The sequence below is a fragment of the Halopseudomonas sp. T1L2 genome (assembly GCF_055397385.1).
The window spans coordinates 1,363,497-1,382,027 of record NZ_AP040865.1; the positions used below are offsets into that span (position 1 = coordinate 1,363,497).

General features: G+C 64.2%; 19 protein-coding genes. 2 read left to right on the forward strand and 17 right to left on the reverse strand.

Going from position 1 to position 18,531, the window contains the following annotated elements; translation table 11 throughout:
- Window positions 1–14 precede the first annotated feature (14 nt).
- From ACZ5WQ_RS06375 to ACZ5WQ_RS06385, 3 genes are read right to left on the reverse strand one after another with little or no spacing between them, the layout of a single operon-like run.
- A complete protein-coding gene (locus tag ACZ5WQ_RS06375; RefSeq protein WP_464383391.1) occupies window positions 15–851 on the reverse strand; it encodes a rhomboid family intramembrane serine protease in 837 nt (278 codons plus the stop codon).
- An 8-nt stretch (window positions 852–859) separates the two neighbouring features.
- A complete protein-coding gene (locus ACZ5WQ_RS06380; protein ID WP_269687245.1) occupies window positions 860–1,819 on the reverse strand; it encodes a metallophosphoesterase in 960 nt (319 codons plus the stop codon).
- Between the two features lie 7 nt (window positions 1,820–1,826).
- The gene (locus ACZ5WQ_RS06385) at window positions 1,827–2,711 is read right to left on the reverse strand and encodes an NAD(+) kinase (RefSeq protein WP_464383392.1); all 885 of its coding nucleotides are present in this window, start codon (window positions 2,709–2,711) and stop codon (window positions 1,827–1,829) included.
- Window positions 2,712–2,808: 97 nt separating this feature from the next.
- Between ACZ5WQ_RS06385 and ACZ5WQ_RS06390 the strand changes: the two genes are divergently transcribed.
- Window positions 2,809–3,714 carry a DUF1853 family protein gene (locus ACZ5WQ_RS06390; protein ID WP_464383393.1) on the forward strand — a complete coding sequence of 302 codons (906 nt, stop codon included), beginning with the start codon at window positions 2,809–2,811 and terminating at the stop codon, window positions 3,712–3,714.
- A gap of 22 nt (window positions 3,715–3,736) precedes the next feature.
- Here ACZ5WQ_RS06390 and ACZ5WQ_RS06395 read toward each other — a convergent pair whose 3' ends face one another.
- Window positions 3,737–4,597: a hypothetical protein gene (locus tag ACZ5WQ_RS06395; RefSeq protein ID WP_228246793.1), complete on the reverse strand. Its 861-nt coding sequence runs from the start codon at window positions 4,595–4,597 to the stop codon at window positions 3,737–3,739.
- 232 nt (window positions 4,598–4,829) lie between these two features.
- The gene (locus tag ACZ5WQ_RS06400) at window positions 4,830–6,866 is read right to left on the reverse strand and encodes an oxidoreductase (RefSeq protein WP_464383394.1); all 2,037 of its coding nucleotides are present in this window, start codon (window positions 6,864–6,866) and stop codon (window positions 4,830–4,832) included.
- Between the two features lie 166 nt (window positions 6,867–7,032).
- Here ACZ5WQ_RS06400 and ACZ5WQ_RS06405 point away from each other — a divergent pair, with 166 nt between their 5' ends.
- Entirely contained in the window at window positions 7,033–8,070 is a 1,038-nt protein-coding gene (locus tag ACZ5WQ_RS06405) for an AraC family transcriptional regulator (RefSeq protein WP_464383395.1), read from the forward strand.
- Between the two features lie 222 nt (window positions 8,071–8,292).
- Here the strand turns inward: ACZ5WQ_RS06405 and ACZ5WQ_RS06410 are convergent, their stop codons facing one another.
- The 12 genes from ACZ5WQ_RS06410 to ACZ5WQ_RS06465 are packed head-to-tail and all read right to left on the reverse strand — an operon-like array spanning window position 8,293 to window position 18,374.
- A complete protein-coding gene (locus ACZ5WQ_RS06410) occupies window positions 8,293–9,027 on the reverse strand; it encodes an adenosylcobinamide-GDP ribazoletransferase (RefSeq protein ID WP_464383396.1) in 735 nt (244 codons plus the stop codon).
- Window positions 9,024–9,599, reverse strand: coding sequence for an alpha-ribazole phosphatase family protein (gene cobC, locus ACZ5WQ_RS06415; protein WP_464383397.1), 576 nt, complete (start codon window positions 9,597–9,599; stop codon window positions 9,024–9,026). The genes ACZ5WQ_RS06410 and cobC overlap by 4 nt, the downstream gene beginning before the upstream one ends.
- Window positions 9,596–10,648, reverse strand: a complete 1,053-nt coding sequence (cobT, locus tag ACZ5WQ_RS06420) for a nicotinate-nucleotide--dimethylbenzimidazole phosphoribosyltransferase (RefSeq protein ID WP_269687240.1) — start codon at window positions 10,646–10,648, stop codon at window positions 9,596–9,598. Before cobT ends, cobC begins: the two co-directional genes overlap by 4 nt.
- Window positions 10,645–11,166 (reverse strand): bifunctional adenosylcobinamide kinase/adenosylcobinamide-phosphate guanylyltransferase, encoded by a 522-nt coding sequence (cobU, locus tag ACZ5WQ_RS06425; protein ID WP_464383398.1) that lies wholly within the window; start codon window positions 11,164–11,166, stop codon window positions 10,645–10,647. Before cobU ends, cobT begins: the two co-directional genes overlap by 4 nt.
- A complete protein-coding gene (locus ACZ5WQ_RS06430) occupies window positions 11,159–12,619 on the reverse strand; it encodes a cobyric acid synthase (protein WP_464383399.1) in 1,461 nt (486 codons plus the stop codon). The genes cobU and ACZ5WQ_RS06430 overlap by 8 nt, the downstream gene beginning before the upstream one ends.
- The gene (gene cobD, locus ACZ5WQ_RS06435; protein WP_464383400.1) at window positions 12,616–13,608 is read right to left on the reverse strand and encodes a threonine-phosphate decarboxylase CobD; all 993 of its coding nucleotides are present in this window, start codon (window positions 13,606–13,608) and stop codon (window positions 12,616–12,618) included. Before cobD ends, ACZ5WQ_RS06430 begins: the two co-directional genes overlap by 4 nt.
- Entirely contained in the window at window positions 13,601–14,515 is a 915-nt protein-coding gene (gene cbiB, locus ACZ5WQ_RS06440; protein WP_464383401.1) for an adenosylcobinamide-phosphate synthase CbiB, read from the reverse strand. The genes cobD and cbiB overlap by 8 nt, the downstream gene beginning before the upstream one ends.
- Entirely contained in the window at window positions 14,512–15,309 is a 798-nt protein-coding gene (locus ACZ5WQ_RS06445; protein WP_464383402.1) for a cobalamin-binding protein, read from the reverse strand. Before ACZ5WQ_RS06445 ends, cbiB begins: the two co-directional genes overlap by 4 nt.
- Window positions 15,309–15,962 (reverse strand): 5,6-dimethylbenzimidazole synthase, encoded by a 654-nt coding sequence (bluB, locus tag ACZ5WQ_RS06450; protein WP_464383403.1) that lies wholly within the window; start codon window positions 15,960–15,962, stop codon window positions 15,309–15,311. The genes ACZ5WQ_RS06445 and bluB overlap by 1 nt, the downstream gene beginning before the upstream one ends.
- Entirely contained in the window at window positions 15,959–17,239 is a 1,281-nt protein-coding gene (locus ACZ5WQ_RS06455) for a cobyrinate a,c-diamide synthase (RefSeq protein WP_464383629.1), read from the reverse strand. Before ACZ5WQ_RS06455 ends, bluB begins: the two co-directional genes overlap by 4 nt.
- An 8-nt stretch (window positions 17,240–17,247) precedes the next feature.
- Window positions 17,248–17,859: a cob(I)yrinic acid a,c-diamide adenosyltransferase gene (gene cobO, locus ACZ5WQ_RS06460; RefSeq protein WP_464383404.1), complete on the reverse strand. Its 612-nt coding sequence runs from the start codon at window positions 17,857–17,859 to the stop codon at window positions 17,248–17,250.
- The gene (locus ACZ5WQ_RS06465) at window positions 17,856–18,374 is read right to left on the reverse strand and encodes a hypothetical protein (protein WP_464383630.1); all 519 of its coding nucleotides are present in this window, start codon (window positions 18,372–18,374) and stop codon (window positions 17,856–17,858) included. Before ACZ5WQ_RS06465 ends, cobO begins: the two co-directional genes overlap by 4 nt.
- Window positions 18,375–18,531: the final 157 nt, after the last annotated feature.

The following is an 18,531-nucleotide window of genomic DNA, read 5'->3' on the forward strand; positions in this document are numbered from 1 at the left end:
GCTATTGTACTCGCTCACCGCAGCCGCTGCAGCGTTCCGGCCACGGCGCCAATGGCGCACCCGGCAACAAAGCCGCTGACATGCGCCGCGTTTGCAATGGCACCAAAGCCCAGCAGCGTGATCAGCCCGGTCATGCACAGCACCAGCCACGCCAGCATCATGATGACCACGCCGCGTGGCAGATCAAAAAACACGTTGGGCGCGAGCTTCTGGTAAACCCAACAGTAGCCCAGCAGGCCATAGAGCACGCCGGAGAGCCCGCCAAACAGGCTGCTGCCACTCCACAGCCACTGGGCGGTGTTGGAAAGCACGCCGATAAGCAGCGTCAGCCCGAGCAGCCAGAACCCGCCGGAGCGCATCTCGATACGCCGACCCAGCTCCCAGTACCAGAGTGCATTGAACGCCAGATGCATTACACCGAAGTGCAGGAAGATCGGTGTAATCAACCGCCACCACTGGGCCATGTCGGGCTGCGCCGCCAGGTAGCCGGAGTCTTCCAGCGGCGTAAAGGTAAACATCACAATGCCACGCGCGTCGCCGCCAAGGCCGGTCAGCAATGCCACCACAGCGGTAAGCGCCAGTACCGCCAGGGTAACCGGTATCAACCGATGTGCCCGGCGCCAGAACTGCACTGCCTGGCTGGACGGGCGCTGCGGCGCCGGGCTGTCCGCAAGCGCTTGCGGCCCCTGCGCGTAGGCGGCGCGAACAATCTGGGCGGCCGCTTCGTCGACCACCCAGACCACCTGCATGCCACCCTCTTCCACCACTCGGTGTACCACGCCATGACTGCGCAGAAAACGCACCAGCGGCGACAGGTCCTCATCGAGCTGACAGGTCAACGCCTTGAGCATGAAACACCTCAATCGAGCCTGGGAACGTCGACCCAGACAAAGTGGTCGCGATCCAGATGGCGCTCGCCGTCCCACCGATAGGCCACCAGCTTGCCGTACTTGACCGCGCTGTAATCCAGGCAGGCCAGATTGGAGCGAATCGGATGCGGCCGCCCCTGCTGCCAGTAATGACCCACAAACAGCATCGGCTGTTCCGGACCATAGATCAGCAACTCGGCGCGCTGATCCTCGCTGAGCGGTCTGGCGGCAATCTCGGTGGGCAGCGCATCAGGTTGAAATACCACGTCGCCGTAGGTCAGCGGCGCTTCTTCCCAGAACTTGGTCCGGAAAAAGGCGCGGGTAAAGCCGTCCTTGCCGGTCATGGTCATGCCGTGCGGCAAGCGCATGTCGGTGCCACGCAGCAGTCGGTCAAAGGTCTGGGCGGCAAAGCTGCCCCGCTCCACCGAGGCTTCGATGAACTCGCGATCCACCCGCCCATCCGGATACTGCTCACGCAGCGGCTGTATCAGCCGGGCGTCCCAGCAGGCATGCACCATACGGAACAGACCAAAATCGAGAAACAGCGGTAGCTGGCCGAACCAGCCGACAAAGTCGCGCCACTCCTGCGGCCAGTTTGCAAACTGCTCCAGGGTGTCGCCGATCTGACGCAGGTGGCGCTCGTTGTGCTCACGCAGATACTCGCGGCCACTGCCGGCCGGTGCGCGGGTTTCCCAGCACAGGGCATTGAACTCATGGTTGCCCATGATGCACTGCGCTTCACCCGCCTCGACCATGCCATGGACCAGATGCAATGCCTCGCGAATACGCGGACCACGGTCAATAATGTCGCCAAGAAACAGCGCCTTGCGCTGCGGGTGGCGCCAGACGCCGGCCTGCACCCGATAGCCCATCAGCTCGAGCAGGCGCTCCAGCGTATGCGCACAACCGTGCACATCGCCAATGATGTCGTAACCCTGATTCTCGACCATCCGTAGCCTACTGCTCAGTCAGCCGGCTGGACCAGCCGAGCTTGCTGCGACAGATCGCGTAGAAGTTGTGATCCAGCGGATGCAGCAGACGCAGCTTCTGCGGCTTCTTGCGGATGGTAATGCTGTCACCGGGCGCACAGGAGATGTGCACCTGGCCATCACAGCTGACCTGCGGATAGATACCGCTCTGCTTGGAGATAATGATCTTGAGTTCGCTGTTGCCATCGACCACGATCGGTCGGCTCGACAGCGTGTGCGGGAACATCGGCACCAGCACCACAGCATCCAGCTTCGGATGCATGATCGGGCCACCGGCCGACAGCGCATAGGCGGTAGATCCGGTCGGGGTGGCGACAATCAGGCCATCGGATTTCTGGCTGTAGACAAACTGGCCGTCCACATACAGCTCAAACTCGATCATCCGCGCCGACTTGCCCGGATGCAGCAGCACATCGTTCAGCGCCTCGCTGGTACCCAGCTGCTCCTCGCCGCGACGCACGAAGGCGTCCAGCAGAAAGCGGGTCTCGACCATGTACTGGCCGGCCAGCACATCGCCAACCTTCTGTTCCAGTTCGTCCGGCGGAATATCGGTCAGAAAGCCGAGGCCGCCACGGTTAACCCCCAGCACCGGAATGTTGTAGCGGCACAGCGCCCGGGCCGCGCCAAGCAAGCTGCCGTCACCGCCCACCACGATCACCAGATCGCAGATCTCCCCCATCATCTTGCGCGAACAAACCTGCTGCTGATGACCGGGGAGCAGATCCGCCACCGCATCCTCCAGGATTACCGTATGCCCGGTATCGAGCAGAAAGCGCTTGAGGCGTTTGAGGGTATCGACCACCCGCCCGCTGCCGAGGCGTCCGATGAGACCGATATTGCGGAACTGATCCATACCACCTCTTTGCGTTCGTGTCAGAGATGCCCGAGACTGAGCGGACGAGCGCCGATTATTCCGCAGCCAGCCTGGGCTGGCAAATACGAGAGGTTTCATGCTGCCCGTCTTTGCACACGCCAACGTCCGCGACATGGCCTGGATTGCCTTCAGCCCGCCCCTGCTCAACGACCGGCTGCTGCCCATGCGCGACCCGCTGCAAGGCAGCGCATGGCGGGACGATCCCGAGCAATTGCTGCACGCCCTACAGACCCTGGACCAGGCCCCTGCTGCGCTCGACGCGCTGCTCGGCGAATCACCGGACCGTCGTCTGGGCACTTATTACGAACACCTCTGGCATGCCCTGCTCAGCCTTGCTCCCGACACCCGCATCCTGGCCCACAATCTGGCCCTGCGTGACGGCGCGCACACCTATGGCGAACTGGACCTGATCATTGAGGCGGCCGATGGCGCCGTGGTTCACCTCGAACTGGCGATCAAGTTTTATCTCGCCAGACCCGAGCTGCATTCAACTGACAGCGCTGTCAGTGATCCTGCCATCTGGTGGGGCGTGGATCCGCGCGACAATCTGGCCAGCAAACTGCAGCGGCTGCGTGAACACCAGCTGCCGCTGGCGGCGCGACTACCGGAACTGGCGACGGCCCATCGCGCGCTGCCCCTGCCGGACTGCTCGGCCGCCTGGCTGCAGGGAGGGCTGTTTCAGCACCTGCTTCGGCAGGTACCTCCGGTAGAGGGTCAGCAACCGCTCGCCGCACCGCTGCACTGGTGTCATCAACATGAGTTGAAATCGCTGGCCCCCACGCATCGCTGGCAACCCATGGCTCACAAGGCGTGGTTGATGCCGCCTCAGCCAGAAGACGGAGCAGATCTGGACGTACATCAGATGGGCAGAATAAGCGAGCGCGCAGGAGAGCGCCGCGCCGTGATGTTCTGTACTGCGGACCAGCCACCACTGGCAAGCGAACGACTGCTATGTGTAGGTAATAACTGGCCGAACGGCTGAACCCGCCCTGGCGCTGCGGAGGTTATTCGTGATCGCTTGCGGTCCGATTTTGCACCTTGCCCAGCTCACGCTTGAGGGCAGCGTTGATCCGCTGCTGCTCAGCCAGTTCCTGCTTGATGTCCAGCAACTCGCCCTGAACAATCTCGAGATGATCAGCGTGGATGCCTTTGAGCTCGACCAGTGCCTGATCCTTCTCGATGGCCATGGCCTTGATTCGCGTAGTCAGCGTATCGATCTGCTGGCGCAGGTCGCGTACTTCCCGCGCATGCTGTTCACGTAGTTGCTGAAGCTCGCCTGCACCACTCGGTGCCACAGGTCGCGTGGACGTCAACGGGATGAGGTCATCCACATCATTGACCTGCCCGCCACCGTACCAGGTGTCTTCGGCCGCCATGTGCAGGCGCTCGGGCGCGATGTAGCGAATCGCCTCCTCATCCTCGCCAAGAATACCCAGTGCGTTGTTGGCAACAGCTTCCTTGACCAGCGCCAGATCATTGCTGTTGCCGCGCGTGCCCGGCTTCCACAGCATTGCCCGATACTGCGGCTGCTTGTTGAACCCGAGACAGACCAGCCGAATCGGGCCGCCGCCCATATCCGGGCCGCGATCACCGCGCTCGGCGATTTGCCGCAGCGGCAGGTTCCACAGGCGATTGACGTAGCCATCGAGGTCAAAGTCGATATTGAAGAACACCGCAGCGCGCACGTGCAGCCGGGTATTGATCTGCAGAAACACCGCCTGCACGGTTTCATCGGCGTGCTCGGGTGCTGCCACCAGACCATCCAGCAATGCCTCGAACTCGGGGAACAGCATCTCCTTGCAGATGCCCCGCTCCGAAAAGAACATGACCGCCTCGGTCAACAGCGGCTTTGTTGGCGTATTCATGACCTTTTCTCCTTGCCCCGAGCATCAATGTGCGCCTTTTTCAGGGCGAATGCACCCCGCGATTTCTCAGGCAACAAGTGTAGGCAAAAGGTTCATTCAGGTGTGTGATCGACTTGGCAAGCGATCGGCAGGCTCGGCGCTGTTGAAGGGAAAAAGCGGACATCCGTCGCAGAACGGATGCAAACGGCAGCGCCCGATAACCGGGCGCTGCGCACGGATTACGTCAGACCGATCAGAGCGCGGCCGCCAGACGCGAGCCCTGATCGATGGCACGCTTGGCATCCAGCTCGGCCGCCACGTCGGCGCCACCGATCAGATGAACGGTCTTGCCGGCGGCAACCAGGCCATCCTGCAACTCGCGCAGCGGCTCCTGACCGGCACAGAGGATAATGGTGTCAACCGGCAGCACCTTCGGCTCCCCGTTTTCGCCAATGCGGATATGCAGGCCCTCGTCGTCAATCTTCAGATAGTTGACCGAGTTGAGCATCTGCACCTGCTTGCTCTTCAGGCCCGCACGGTGAATCCAGCCGGTGGTTTTGCCCAGCCCATTGCCGACCTTGCTGTTCTTGCGCTGCAGCAGGTAGACCTCACGGGCCGGCGGATGCGGTTGCGGGGTAATGCCGGCAATGCCGCCACGCGCCTTCAGCTCCGGATCAATACCCCATTCCTTCCAGAACAGGTCGATATCCTGGCTTGGGCTGATGCCCTGGTGGGTGATCATCTCCGAAACGTCAAAGCCGATACCGCCGGCGCCGATCACGGCGACCTTATGGCCAACCGGCTTGCGCTGCAGGATGGCATCCAGATAGCTGATCACCTTGGGATGGTCGATACCGGGAATATCCGGTGTGCGCGGCACGATACCGGTGGCGAGAATGACTTCGTCAAACTCCGTCAGATCGCTCGCATCAACACGGCGGTTAAGCTCCAGCTTGACGCCGGTCTTCTCGATCCGCTTGCCGAAGTAACGCAGGGTCTCGTAGAACTCTTCCTTGCCCGGGATAAGCTTGGCGATGTTGAACTGACCGCCGATCTTGTCGGCCGAATCAAACAGGGTGACCTGATGGCCGCGCTCGGCAGCCACGGTGGCAGCGGCCAGACCGGCCGGGCCTGCACCCACTACCGCAATGTTCTTCACCTGGGTGGTCGGGATAAAGTTCAGCTCGGTCTCGTGGCAGGCTCGCGGGTTGACCAGACAGCTGGTCAGCTTGCCGCCAAAGGTGTGGTCCAGGCAGGCCTGATTGCAGCCGATACAGGTATTGATCTCGTCGGCACGGCCAGCAGCAGCCTTGTTGACGAACTCGGGGTCCGCCAGGAACGGGCGCGCCATGGAGATCATGTCAGCCGCGCCGTCAGCCAGCAGTTGATCGGCCAGTTCCGGGGTATTGATGCGGTTGGTGGTGACCAGCGGGATCGAGACCTCGCCCTTGAGCTTGGCGGTCACCTTGGCGAAGGCACCACGCGGCACCTTGGTGGCGATGGTCGGAATCCGCGCTTCATGCCAGCCGATCCCGGTGTTGATGATGGTCGCACCGGCCTTCTCAATCGCCTTGGCGAGCATGACGATCTCATCCCAGGTGCTGCCGCCCTCGACCAGATCGAGCATCGACAGGCGATAGATGATGATGAATTCCGGGCCGACCGCCTCGCGTACGCGGCGCACGATCTCGACCGGCAGGCGCATGCGGTTCTCGTAGCTGCCGCCCCAGCGGTCGGTACGCTTGTTGACGTGGGCAACCAGAAACTGGTTGATGAAGTAGCCTTCCGAGCCCATGACTTCGACGCCGTCATAACCCGCTTCCTTGGCCAGTGCGGCGCAGCGGGCAAAGTCGGCAATCTGCCTTTCGATCCCTTCCTCGTCCAGCTCCTTGGGGGTGAACGGGTTGATCGGCGCCTGTACCGCACTGGCAGAGACCTGCTTGGGGCTGTAGGCGTAACGGCCTGCGTGCAGAATCTGCATGCAGATCTTGCCGCCTTCGGCGTGCACAGCGTCAGTGATCACCTTGTGCTGGGCCGCTTCTTCCGGCGTGGTCATCTTGGCCGCGCCATGGGCAACGCAGCCCTCCTCGTTCGGACCAATACCACCGGTAACGATAAGGCCGGCACCCCCACGGGCGCGCTCGGCAAAGTAGGCCGCCTGGCGGTTGAAACCGTTCGGACGTTCTTCCAGACCGGTATGCATTGACCCCATCAGGGTACGGTTGCGCAGCGTGGTAAAGCCCAGGTCCAGCGGGGCCAGCAGGTGCGGATACAGAGATTGTTCGCTCATCGGTTACTCCGGCATCATCAGGATCGGCGCGGCGGATACCTGTCCGGCGCCTCGTTGTGGAGCCAACAATAGGCCCAGCCGGGTGCTTACTCAATAACCCGAAGTGACACTTTCATAACCCTGAATTACACTGGCGTGCGACCTTCCACAGCGACCCCCACACGCCATGAAACTCGGTGATATCTCCGTTGGTTATCTGCTCAGCCTGCGCGAGGTCGTACAGCAACTCGGCCACGACCCGGCGCCACTGTTGAGCCGTTTCAGAATCACCGACGAGCTGCTCGCCCAGCCCCACGCCCGCATCAGCATTCCCCGTTTCATGCGCCTGGGTAACGCGGCCATTCGCTATACACGCGAGCCCGCCATCGGCCTGTTGATGGGCCAGTCCAGCCGCATCAGCCACCTCGGCCTGACCGGCATGGCAGCGCAATGCGCCCCGACCCTGCGTGCCGCCTTCAGCACCATGATCGAGTTCGAGCTGCTGGGTAGCCAGAATTACCGCGGCCACTCCAGCTTCGAGCCGCCGGCGGTGCGCTTTTACTCGATCAGCCCGTACAACATGTTCAACCTGTTCGTGGTGGACTCGGCGCTGGCGGCGCGGGCCCGGATCGGCCGTGATCTGACCGGCGGGAGGGCGCAGCTGCGCGAGGTACACATCGAGTTTCCGGCGCCGCCCTATGCCGCCCGCTATGAAGCGGTATTCGGCTGTCCTGTGCATTTCGAGCAGTCACACAACCAGATTGTCTGGGAGCCGCGTAGCCTCGACCTGCCGTTGGAGCAAAGCGCCGCCGCCACCCACGCCGATCTGCGCGAGCTGTGCCGGCAGCGCCTGAGCGAACTGACCCGCCATAGGGGACTGCGTGAGCGGGTCGAGGCTCTGGTTGCGCCTCAGCTGGACGGCCAGCCGCCAACGCTGGCAGAGGTTGCCACAGCGCTCGGACTACCCGCCTGGACCCTGCGACGGCGGCTCCAGCAGGAGGCCGGAACAGGCTATCAGAACATCATTGACGACATGCGCCGCGACCTCGCGGTGACCTACATCCGCGATACCGAAATGGCGTTGGGGGAGATTTCCTTCCTGCTGGGGTTCTCATCGCCGGAGGCCTTTCAGCGCGCCTTCAAGCGCTGGACAGGCGCTGCGCCCGGCAGTTACCGCAAGGCGATCTTTGCAGAAAGTAAAGCAGAGGAATATTTAAAACAATGACTTGGAAGACACTTGGAGAAATGACGCGAAGAGCAGTTACAGCTCTTCGGCATCTTCCACGTCGTCGTCCCACTGTTGGGACTGCAGTTCGATCAACTCTTCAATGTAATCACTCATGTGATTTTCCTTCTTTGCGTGTCTGTTGTAGTAACGACCCTAGCGGCCGCAGATGACAGTCAAATGAAGGTTAACCACAGAGGTTCCCCGAGGAATTGATCTGCATCAGCCAGGCAACACAGCTAGCGCCACCAGCAACGCCGCCTCCAGCACTTCCACCAACGCGCCTGCGGTATCACCGGTGGTGCCGCCGATCCGCGTACGCAGGCGCTGACGCCAGAACAATGTCAGCAAAGTCGCTACCAGCAGCGCCAGCAACCCGCTCCAGCCAAACAGCAGCACCAGCACGGCATGCAGTACCAGTACCTGCAACAGGCGCGCCCGCGGCATGTGCTCGACCAGTTGTGCGCCCATGCCCTGCGGGCGCACGTACGGTGTGCAGAGCAGCAGCCCCGCCAACGCACCTCGCGCAACCCAGGGCACCAGCAACAAGCCGAGCCAGGTACCTGACTGCAGCAGACTGACTAGCGCCGCCCACTTCACCAGCAACACCAGCACCAGCGCAACTACGCCGACAGGTCCGCATGCCGGGTCTTTCATGATCGCCAGGGTACGCTCGACACTCCCCATGCCGCCGACCCAGGCGTCTGCGGTATCCGCCAGGCCATCCAGATGCAGTCCACCGCTGAACCAGACCCAGAACACCAGCAGCAGCGCTGCCTTGAGCGGAGCGTCAAGGTCGCCCAGCAATGCAGCCAACAGCAGCAGCGCCAACCCGAGCAACACGCCCACCGTCGGGTACCACAGCACGGAGCGCCCCAACTCCCGTGCAGTGGGAGCGCGCCACAGGCGAACCGGAATGCGACTGAGCAACTGCAGCGCCAGGCCAAAGGCAATCACGACCGCAGCTCCTCGACAGCACCGCCCGCGTAGTGCAGCCGATGCAGCGCGCCGTGCTCAACTTCAACCTGCAACAGCTGGCTCGGCGGCAAACCACGTGCCGCCGCCAGCAGCAATCGCATCACTCCACCGTGGGTGACCAGCAGGATCGTCTGCTCAGCGTATTCCCGTTCCAGCTGCGCCAACGCTGCCCAGACACGCTCGGAAAATCGCACCATCGGCTCGCCATCAGGCGGCGTAAAACCATAGGGGTCGTTCCAGAATGCGGCTAACGCATCGGCCTGATCGACCATCAGATCGCGTGGATGACGCCCTTCCCACTGACCGAAGTGAAGCTCGCGCAGGCCGTCCGCATACTTCAAAGGCAGTCGGTCACGCAGGCTCAGCTGCAGCGCAAACTGGGCGCAGCGGCGCAGCGGGGAGCTGACGATGCGCTGCCACCGGGGCTGCGCCGGCGACGCCGACCACATCTGCTGCCAACCCTGCTCGGTCAGGTCGTCATCCAGACTGCCGCGCAGGCCGCCACCCAACTCGGTCTCGCCGTGGCGCAGTAACAGCAGACTCAAACTCATTTGAAGCTCCCCGACACCGCGGCTTCGGCGAAGGTCGCCATTTCATTGTGCAGCCGACAGGCCGCCTGCAGCAGGGGCACCGCCAGTGCCGCACCGCTCGCCTCCCCCAGCCGCAGGTCCAGCGCCAGCAAAGGCTCGGCGTCCAGCGCCTGCAACAGCAAGCGATGGCCTGGCTCGGCACCACGATGGCTGTAGAACAGCCAGCTGCGCACATCGGCATTCATACGCACCGCGCACAGCGCGGCAGCAGTGCTGATGTAACCATCCACCAGCACCGGCAACCCGTTCTGCGCAGCGGCGATATAGGCACCGGCCAGCGCCGCGACTTCCAGCCCGCCAACCCGGCGCAGGGTCTCCAGCGCATCATTGGCATGGGGACGGTGATGGGCGACCGCGCGCTCGATGATCTTGGTCTTGTGCCGCAAGCCGAGCGCCGTGAGCCCGGTACCCAGGCCCACCAGCTCGCTCACCGGCTGATCCAGCAGCAAGGCCGACAGCGCACAGGCGCTGCTGGTATTACCGATGCCCATCTCGCCGCCGATAAAGAGCTCGGCACCGTCCTCAACAGCACGCTGAACGGCCTCCTGACCAGCACTCAGCGCAGCATCGCACTGGGCGGCAGTCATCGCCGCGCCATGCAGAAAACTCTCCGTGCCCGCCGCTATACCGAGGTGGCGCACACCCGGCAGCGGCGCAATCTCGTGCGCCAACCCCAGATCAACGAGCTCCAGAGGCGCCCCCAGATGCCGCGCCAACACGCTGATGGCCGCACCGCCGCGGGCAAAGTTGGCCAGCATCTGTCCGGTCACCTCCTGCGGGAAGGCCGATACTCCCTCCGTCGCAATGCCGTGATCAGCCGCAAAAATAGTGATCCAGATACGCTCCAGCCGCGGCGCAGCACAGCGCTGCAGGCTGGCCAGTGTGGCCGCGATTTGCTCCAGTCGCCCAAGCGAGCCGGCCGGTTTAGTGAGTTGCGCCTCTCTCGCCAGCGCCTGCGCCAGCCGCCCTCTATCCACCGGCTGCGCCGGCTGCTGCCACCAGACACTCACAACGGCTCTCCTTTCAACACCTGCGGCAGGCCCGCGACGCAAAACACCACTCGCTCGCAGTCGGCCGCCAGCGCCTGATGCAGCCAGCCGGCCTCATCGACAAAACGGCGGGTCAACTCGCCCATCGGCACCACACCCAGACCGGTTTCGTTGCTCACCAGCAGCAACCGCCCCGGCAGCGCAGGCAGCGTCTCCAGCAGCGCGCTGCGTTCACGAACCCAGGCTTGCGGGTCGCCGACCAGCAGCAGGTTGCTCAGCCACAGCGTCAGGCAGTCGACCAGCAGGCAGCGGTCTTCACGGGCCTGCTCCCGGAGCACCCGCGCCAGCGCGAGCGGCTCCTCGAACAGTGCCCAATGGGCCGGGCGCTGGTCGCGGTGGCGTTCGATGCGCTCGCGCATCTCCGCATCGCGCGGCTGGCAGGTGGCGATATACACCACGTCCAACCCGCTTTCAGTTGCCCGCCGCTCGGCATATCGGCTCTTGCCGGAGCGCGCACCACCGAGTATCAACTCAGCCATGGGCCACCCCGCACAGCTCGCGCAGGGCAGCGGTATCCAGATGCTGTTCGACCAGATCGGCGAGCCGATCCAGGTCGCGTTCGCGCATGGCGGCGTAGTCCACACCCTGTGCCGCCCGCAGCCCCGCCCAGCCAAGCAGCGCCTGCTGCGCCGCCGGCGACTCGAACAACCCGTGCAGATAGGTGCCAGCCACCTGCCCGTCGTCACTCAGGGCTCCGTCGGCCCGGTCGTCATCCAGCAGCACCAGTGGATTCTCCAGCGCCTCGCCCTCGCTGATGCCGGCGTGAATTTCGTAGCCGCTGACCTCGGCGTGATCGAGACGCAGACGTCCGATTACGTTGCGCAACTGTTTTTGCGCGCGCAGCTCGGTGGCCATTGCCAGCAGCCCAAGACCCGGTTCGGCGCCAGCCACCCCTTCGAGCCCCAGCGGATCGTCAATCAGACTACCGAGCATCTGAAACCCGCCACAGATACCCAGCAGCCGGCCGCCGTAGCGCAGATGGCGGGCGATATCCCGATCCCAGCCCTGCGCACGCAGATGCTGTAGATCCGCCCGTACGCTCTTGGAGCCGGGCAGAATGATCAGGTCAGCCGCCGGCAGCCTCTGCCCGGCCGGAATGAACTGCAGGTCAACCTGCGGATGCAGGCGCAACGGGTCAAAGTCGGTGTGATTGCTGATGCGCGGCAACACCGGCACGACTACACGCAGCGCATCGGCGGCGCCGCCGACCTGACGGGTCTCGACCGCGTCTTCAGCTTCCAGATGCAGGTCGTGCAGATACGGCAACACGCCGAGCACCGGTTTGCCGGTGTACTGCTCCAGCCACCGCAGCCCCGGTTCCAGCAGCGCGATGTCGCCACGGAAACGGTTGATGACAAAGCCCCTTACCCGGGCCTGCTCTGATTCGGACAGCAGCGCCAGCGTGCCAGCCAGGTGCGCGAATACCCCGCCCTTGTCGATGTCGGCAACGATGATCACCGGGCAATCAACCGCCTCGGCAAAGCCCATATTGGCGATATCGCCTTCACGCAGATTGATCTCGGCCGGCGAACCGGCGCCTTCCACCATCACGACCTGCGCCCACTCGCAAAGGCGACTGTGGGCTGCCAGCACCGCCTGCATCGCGGTCGGCTTGTAGGCGTGGTAGCTCACCGCATCCATGCTGCCGATCGGGTGGCCGTTGATGATTACCTGCGCGCCCACGTCGGTATTGGGCTTGAGCAGAATCGGGTTCATGTCGGTGTGGGTCGGCAGCCGCGCGGCCTGCGCCTGCACCGCCTGCGCCCGGCCAATCTCGCCGCCATTGGCAGTAACTGCGGCATTCAGCGCCATGTTCTGCGGTTTGAACGGCACCACCACCACGTTCTGGCGAACCAGCCAGCGGCACAAGGCGCTGACCAGCGTACTTTTGCCGGCATCGGAGGTGGTGCCCTGCACCATCAGCGTCGTCATTTGCGTTGTCTCATGCTTGTATTCAGGGCCTGTTCAAGTCGCTCCCAGTCACGCTGGTGATGGGGCAGGCCAAAACGCAGTCCGTTGAGGGCCGGAAACAGGCGCACCAACACGCCCTGCCGGGCCAGATTCAAATAAATCCGTTCAGCACGCTCAGATTCGCGCCACTGGAACAGGGCGCAGCCCGCGCCACCGCTCAGACCCGCCCGGGCCAACAGCGCATCGAGTCGCTCGCTGGCAGCTCTCAGCCGATATCGCCAAAGCTGCTGGGTGCCGGCATCCAACAACGCGGCAAGGCCAACCGCCCGCGCGGGCCCGCTCACGGCCCAGGGACCAAGCTGCCGCTCCAACTCGTTGAGCAGCGCTGGCTGGGCCAAGGCAAAGCCCAGCCGCACGCCGGCCAAACCAAAAAACTTGCCCAAAGAACGCAGCACGATCAGTCCAGCACGGTCGGTATACCCACCAAGGCTGTGCTCGGGGGTAACATCCATAAAGGCTTCATCGACCACCAGCCAGCCGGCGCGGGCGGCCAACTCGGCATGCCAGCCAAGCAGCTGTTCAGCGTCCAGTCGCCGGCCGGTGGGATTATTGGGGTTCACGACCACCAGCACGTCGAGCTCACCGAGCAGTTGCGGCAGCTCCGCCTGCGTAACGCCGCGCACCGCGTGGCCGGCCCGGCGCCAGGCCTCGGTGTGTTCGGCGTAGGTCGGCTCCAGCACCCCTACCCGGCTGTTTGCCCGCAGGAGCGGCAACGCCTGAATGGCCGCCTGCGAGCCGGCCACCGGCAGCGCGGCAGGTGCGCCGTAATAGTCACCGGCCACGCCTGACAGGTTATCGTCGGTTTCGGGCAGGCGCTGCCAGATGGATTGCGGCAGCGCCGGTATCGGCCAGGCAAAGGGCGAGATGCCGGTCGACAGGTCAAGCCACTGCTCTACCGGCCGCTTGAAGCGCCGGGCGGCTTCACGCAAACGCCCTCCGTGTTCAAGCATGGCTCAGCCCCCAGACCAATACGATCACCAGCACCCAAAGCAGCACGCTGCGGCGCACCAGCGTCAGCGCACGATCGATGTCGGCTGCGCCGGCGCGGGGGCCTTCACCCAGCAGAGGGCGCTCTTCAAGGCGGCCGTGGTATATCGCCGGGCCGCCCAACTCACACTCCAGCGCGCCGGCGCCCGCGGCCATCACCGGCCCGGCGTTGGGGCTGTCCCACAGCGGGGCCTGCCTGCGCCAGCAGCGCCAGGCCAACCGGGCGTTACCGCACAGCGCGTAGCTCAAGGCCACCAACCGGGCAGGAATAAAATTGAGCAGATCATCCAGCCGCGCAGCAACGCGGCCGAACAGCAAGAAGCGGGGTGAGCGATACCCCCACATGGCGTCGAGGGTATTGGCCAGTCGGTACAGCACAACGCCCGGGGCGCCGGCCACAGCGAACCAGAACAGCGCCGCGAACACCGCGTCACTGCCGTTCTCCAGCACCGACTCGACAGTGGCCCGGGCAACACCCTCCTCGTCCAGCTCGCGGGTGTCGCGGCTGACCATGCGCCCGACCAGCTCACGCGCTCGCGGCAAATCCCCGCGCTCCAGCGCCTGCGCAACAGGTCGTGCATGGGCGCCCAGGCTTTCCCAGCCTATGGCGGCATACAGGCAGACCAGCGACACCAGCCAGCCGATCAGCGGCTGCGCCGCCAGCCACCAGATCAGCACCACCGGCGGCACCACGGCCAGCACCCAGGCCAGCGCACCGCGGGCGATACTGCCGCCAGCCGCCGTATTCAAACGTCGCTCAAGCCCGGCAGCAAGGTTGCCAAAGCCCACCAGCGGATGATGCCGACGCGGCTCTCCGAATAGCGCATCCAGCGCGACCCCGGCCACCACCAGCGGTCCAAGCAGACTCATGACTGCGCCCATTGGCGAATCAGCGCAGCGAGCTGATCCAGCCCGTCGGTCAGCGCGCCGATCCCCGGCTGCAGAATGTCGGCCGACTTGATCTCGAACAGCTGCGCCTGCGCCACCGCCGGAACCTGATTCCAGCCGTCTCGCTCGACCACCTGTTCCGGACGAAAGCGCTTGCCGCACCAGGAGCCGATGATGATATCGGGCGCACGCCGCACCACCTCAAGCGGGTCAGCAATGATCCGCTGCTTCGCCCGTGGCAGTGCGGCCAGATCACTGAAACAGTCGTCGCCACCGGCCAGGGTGATCAGTTCGCTGACCCAGCCGATGCCACTGATCAGCGGCTCATTCCACTCCTCGAAATACACCCGCGGGCGACGCGGCAGTGCCGCTGCCTGCGCGGCAACCGCCGCCATGCGCCCTTCCAGCTCCTGAACCAGCGCTGCGGCGCGATCTGCAACGCCTACCAGCGCCCCCAGCGTGCTGATCATTGCCAAAATGCCGGCAATACTGCGCTGGTTGAACAGGTGAACTTCCAGCCCTGCCCGCGCCAGGTCGGCAACCATGTCTGCCTGCAGGTCGCAGTAACCCAGCACCAGATCCGGCTGCAGAGCGAGAATCTCATCGTGCTCGGCGCTGGTGAACGCGCCGATCTTGGGTTTTTCCTTGCGCGCCTGCGGGGGCCGCACGGTAAATCCGGAAATGCCGACAATGCGCTGCTGTTCACCGAGCGCATAGAGCACTTCGCAGGTTTCAGTCGACAGGCAAACGATACGTTGCGGCCCGAACGCGCTCATCAGCGCCCCTCCCATTGATCGGTAAACAGCATGTCTGCCAGCGGTCGGGCCTCGGTCCAGTGCTCCTGCTCCAGCATGGGCCGGCTGTAGAACGCGTCGACCGGGCCCAGACAGAGCACCGCGACCGGGCGCGCACCCGTCGGCAACGCCAGCAGGTCGGCCAGCGCCTGCGGATCAAACAGCGAGACCCAGCCCAGCCCCAGCCCCAGCCCCTCTGCCCGCGCCGCCAGCCAGAGGTTCTGGATGGCGCAGGCAACCGAGGCCAGATCCATGTCCGGCATGGTCCTGCGACCAAACACATGCGCCTCGCGCCCCGGTGGCAACGCCGCGACCAGCAGTTCAGCGCAGCTCAGCACCCCTTCGACCTTGAGCCGCATGAACTCGTCCTCCCGCTCGCCCAGGGCACGCGCCGTCTCCAGCCGTTCCTGCTCGACCAACTGATGGATCGACTCGCGCAGCGCCTGACGGGTAATACGCACAAAGCGCCACGGCTGCATCAGGCCGACACTCGGGGCCTGATGCGCGGCCTGCAGCAACCGCAGCAGTTGCTCCTCCGGTACCTCGCCCGCAGCAAAGTGGCGCATGTCGCGGCGCTCGCGAATGGCCCGGTACACCGCGTCACGCTCCAGCGGGTCAAAGGCGTGCCGGGTCATGGCCGGAACAGCGCCGCCGCAGCCTGCGGATTGCTCGGCAGGTAGAAATGGATGTAGGACGCCGTCAGTCGGCCGTCACGAAACACCGCTTCGCTGGTGCGCCGGTAGTTAGGGCATTCGCCCTGTGCCAGCGGCTCCAGCCGGGTATCCAGCAGCGAGTGATGGAATGTGTGGCCGCGCAGCGAGCCCTCGGGCAAGCGCACCTCCTGCAGCGCCAGTGCGGCAAGGCGCAACTGCATCACCGCCTTGCCCGGCAGCAGGCCGGCCATGCGGTGCTGCTCGCCATCACGATCAATCAGGGCATCGAACAGATAGAGCATGCCGCCACACTCGGCGACCAGCGGCTTGCCAGCAGCATGATGGGCATGCAGCGCCTGCGCCATCGCCTCATTGCCAGCCAGCGTTTCACCATGCAGCTCGGGATAGCCGCCGGGCAGATACACACTGTCCACCTCCGGCAGTGCCCTGTCGGCCAGCGGCGAGAAGAAGATCAGCTCGGCGCCCATTGCCTGCAACAACGCCAGATTGGCCTGATAGACAAAGGCAAAGGCCTGATCGCGCGCTACGCCGATACGCACGCCCGCCAGCAAAGGCTGCAGCGCTTCGGCACTCGGCGCCGGGAAGCTCACCGGTTCCGGCAGGGGTGCACCACTGCTCTGCTCCAGCGCATCGGCCGCGGCATCCAGCCGTGCCAGCAGGTCCGGCAGCTCTGCCGCCTGCACCAGACCGAGATGCCGGCTGGGCAGTTCCATATCTGTCGACCTGGGCAGGCCGCCATACCAGTGCAGGCTGTCTGGCAGGCTGTCGCGCAGAATCTCGCCATGACGCACGCTGCCGAGCTTGTTGCCCAACACCCCGGCAAAGCCAAGGTCGGGCTGGAAGTTCGCCAGCCCCCAGGCCATTGCCGCGAAGGTTTGCGCCATACCGGAACCGTCGATCACGCCCAGCACCGGCACTCCAAACTGGCGCGCCAGATCAGCTGCCGACGGCGTACCGTCGAACAGCCCCATCACCCCCTCGATCAGGATCAGGTCTGCTTCTGCAGCAGCCTCCCAGAGCAGCCGACGAGACTGTTCCAAGCCGACCATCCACAGATCCAGCTGATACACCGGTGCACCGCTGGCGGCCTGCAGAATCATCGGATCGAGAAAATCCGGGCCGCATTTGAACACCCGCACCTTGCGGCCCTGACGGCTATGCAGACGCGCCAGTGCGGCGGTTACCGTGGTCTTGCCCTGCCCCGAAGCCGGTGCGGCGATCAACATCGCCGGACACATGCGCACGTTCAAAACTCCACCCCCTTCTGCGCCTTGATACCCGCCTTGAAGGCGTGTTTGGTCATGCCCATTTCCGTCACGGTATCGGCTGCTTCAACCAGCGCCGGTGGCGCACCGCGTCCGGTGACTACCACATGCTGATGCGCCGGTCGCGCCTGAATATCGGCAATCACCTGATCGAGCTGCAGGTAGCCGTACTTCAGGGCAATGTTCAGTTCGTCCAGCAACACCAGCGCAACGTCCGGGTCACGCATCAGTTCGACCGCCACCGCCCAGGCCGCCTCGGCCTTGGCGATGTCGTCCTGCCGGTCCTGGGTTTCCCAAGTGAAACCGGCACCCATGACGTGATAACGCACCTCATCGGGAAAGCGCCGGAAGAAGGTTTCCTCACCGGTGCTGCGTGCGCCCTTGATGAACTGCACAATACCCACCCGCAGGCCATGCCCCAGCGCCCGCGCGGCCATGCCGAAACCGGAGCTACTCTTGCCCTTGCCGTTGCCGGTCAGCACTAGCAGCACACCACGCTCATCAGGTGCCTGGGCGATCTTCTGATCGACCACTTCCTTCTTGCGCTGCATGCGCTCGCGGTGGCGCTGATCCCGTTCGGCAGACTCACTCATGCGCGCTGGCTCGAATGACCCAGCAGCGCAGCGGCGCTGCGCACACCCACGTAGAGCACGGCGGCGACAGCAACGTACGCGGCCATAGTGCTCAAGTAGGACGGGTAGTAATGGGCCAAGCGCTCGATCATGCCGGCGAAGGTCGGTTCGGCGTAGCGGCCGGAGAACCAGTAGAAGCCGCCGCTGGTGAAGACCTGACAGACCAGCGCACTGAGCATCATGGTCGGTACCAGCACCAGCAGCGACGAGGCCTGGTCACGGTGCCAGCTAGCGTACATCCGGCCGCCGAACCAGAGTGCGGCGTAACCGGGCAGCAGCGCCCAGTAGGCGATAGTCATACAGTGGTGACCGGCATTTACCCAGCCGACCGTCATCACGTCCACTACAAAAGCGACTGCAAAGAACAGCGGGTAGGCCCAAACCGGGCGCAGCAGCACGCCGACCAGGAAGAACACCGCCCAGGAGGCGCTTGGCAGGTTGAGCTGCGGGAAGTGGCTACCGCGCGTCATGATCATCAGCGCCAGCAGCAGCGCGCCAACCACCAGTTGGGTATGTTTCGAGGTTTTCAGCACAGCCTTTCTCCTTTGCGGTTTATCCAAACGTCAGTGCCGGGCATAGCCCGGCTTTCTAATCGCAGCGCCAACGCAAGCGGTGACGCCAGTCAAACGACGC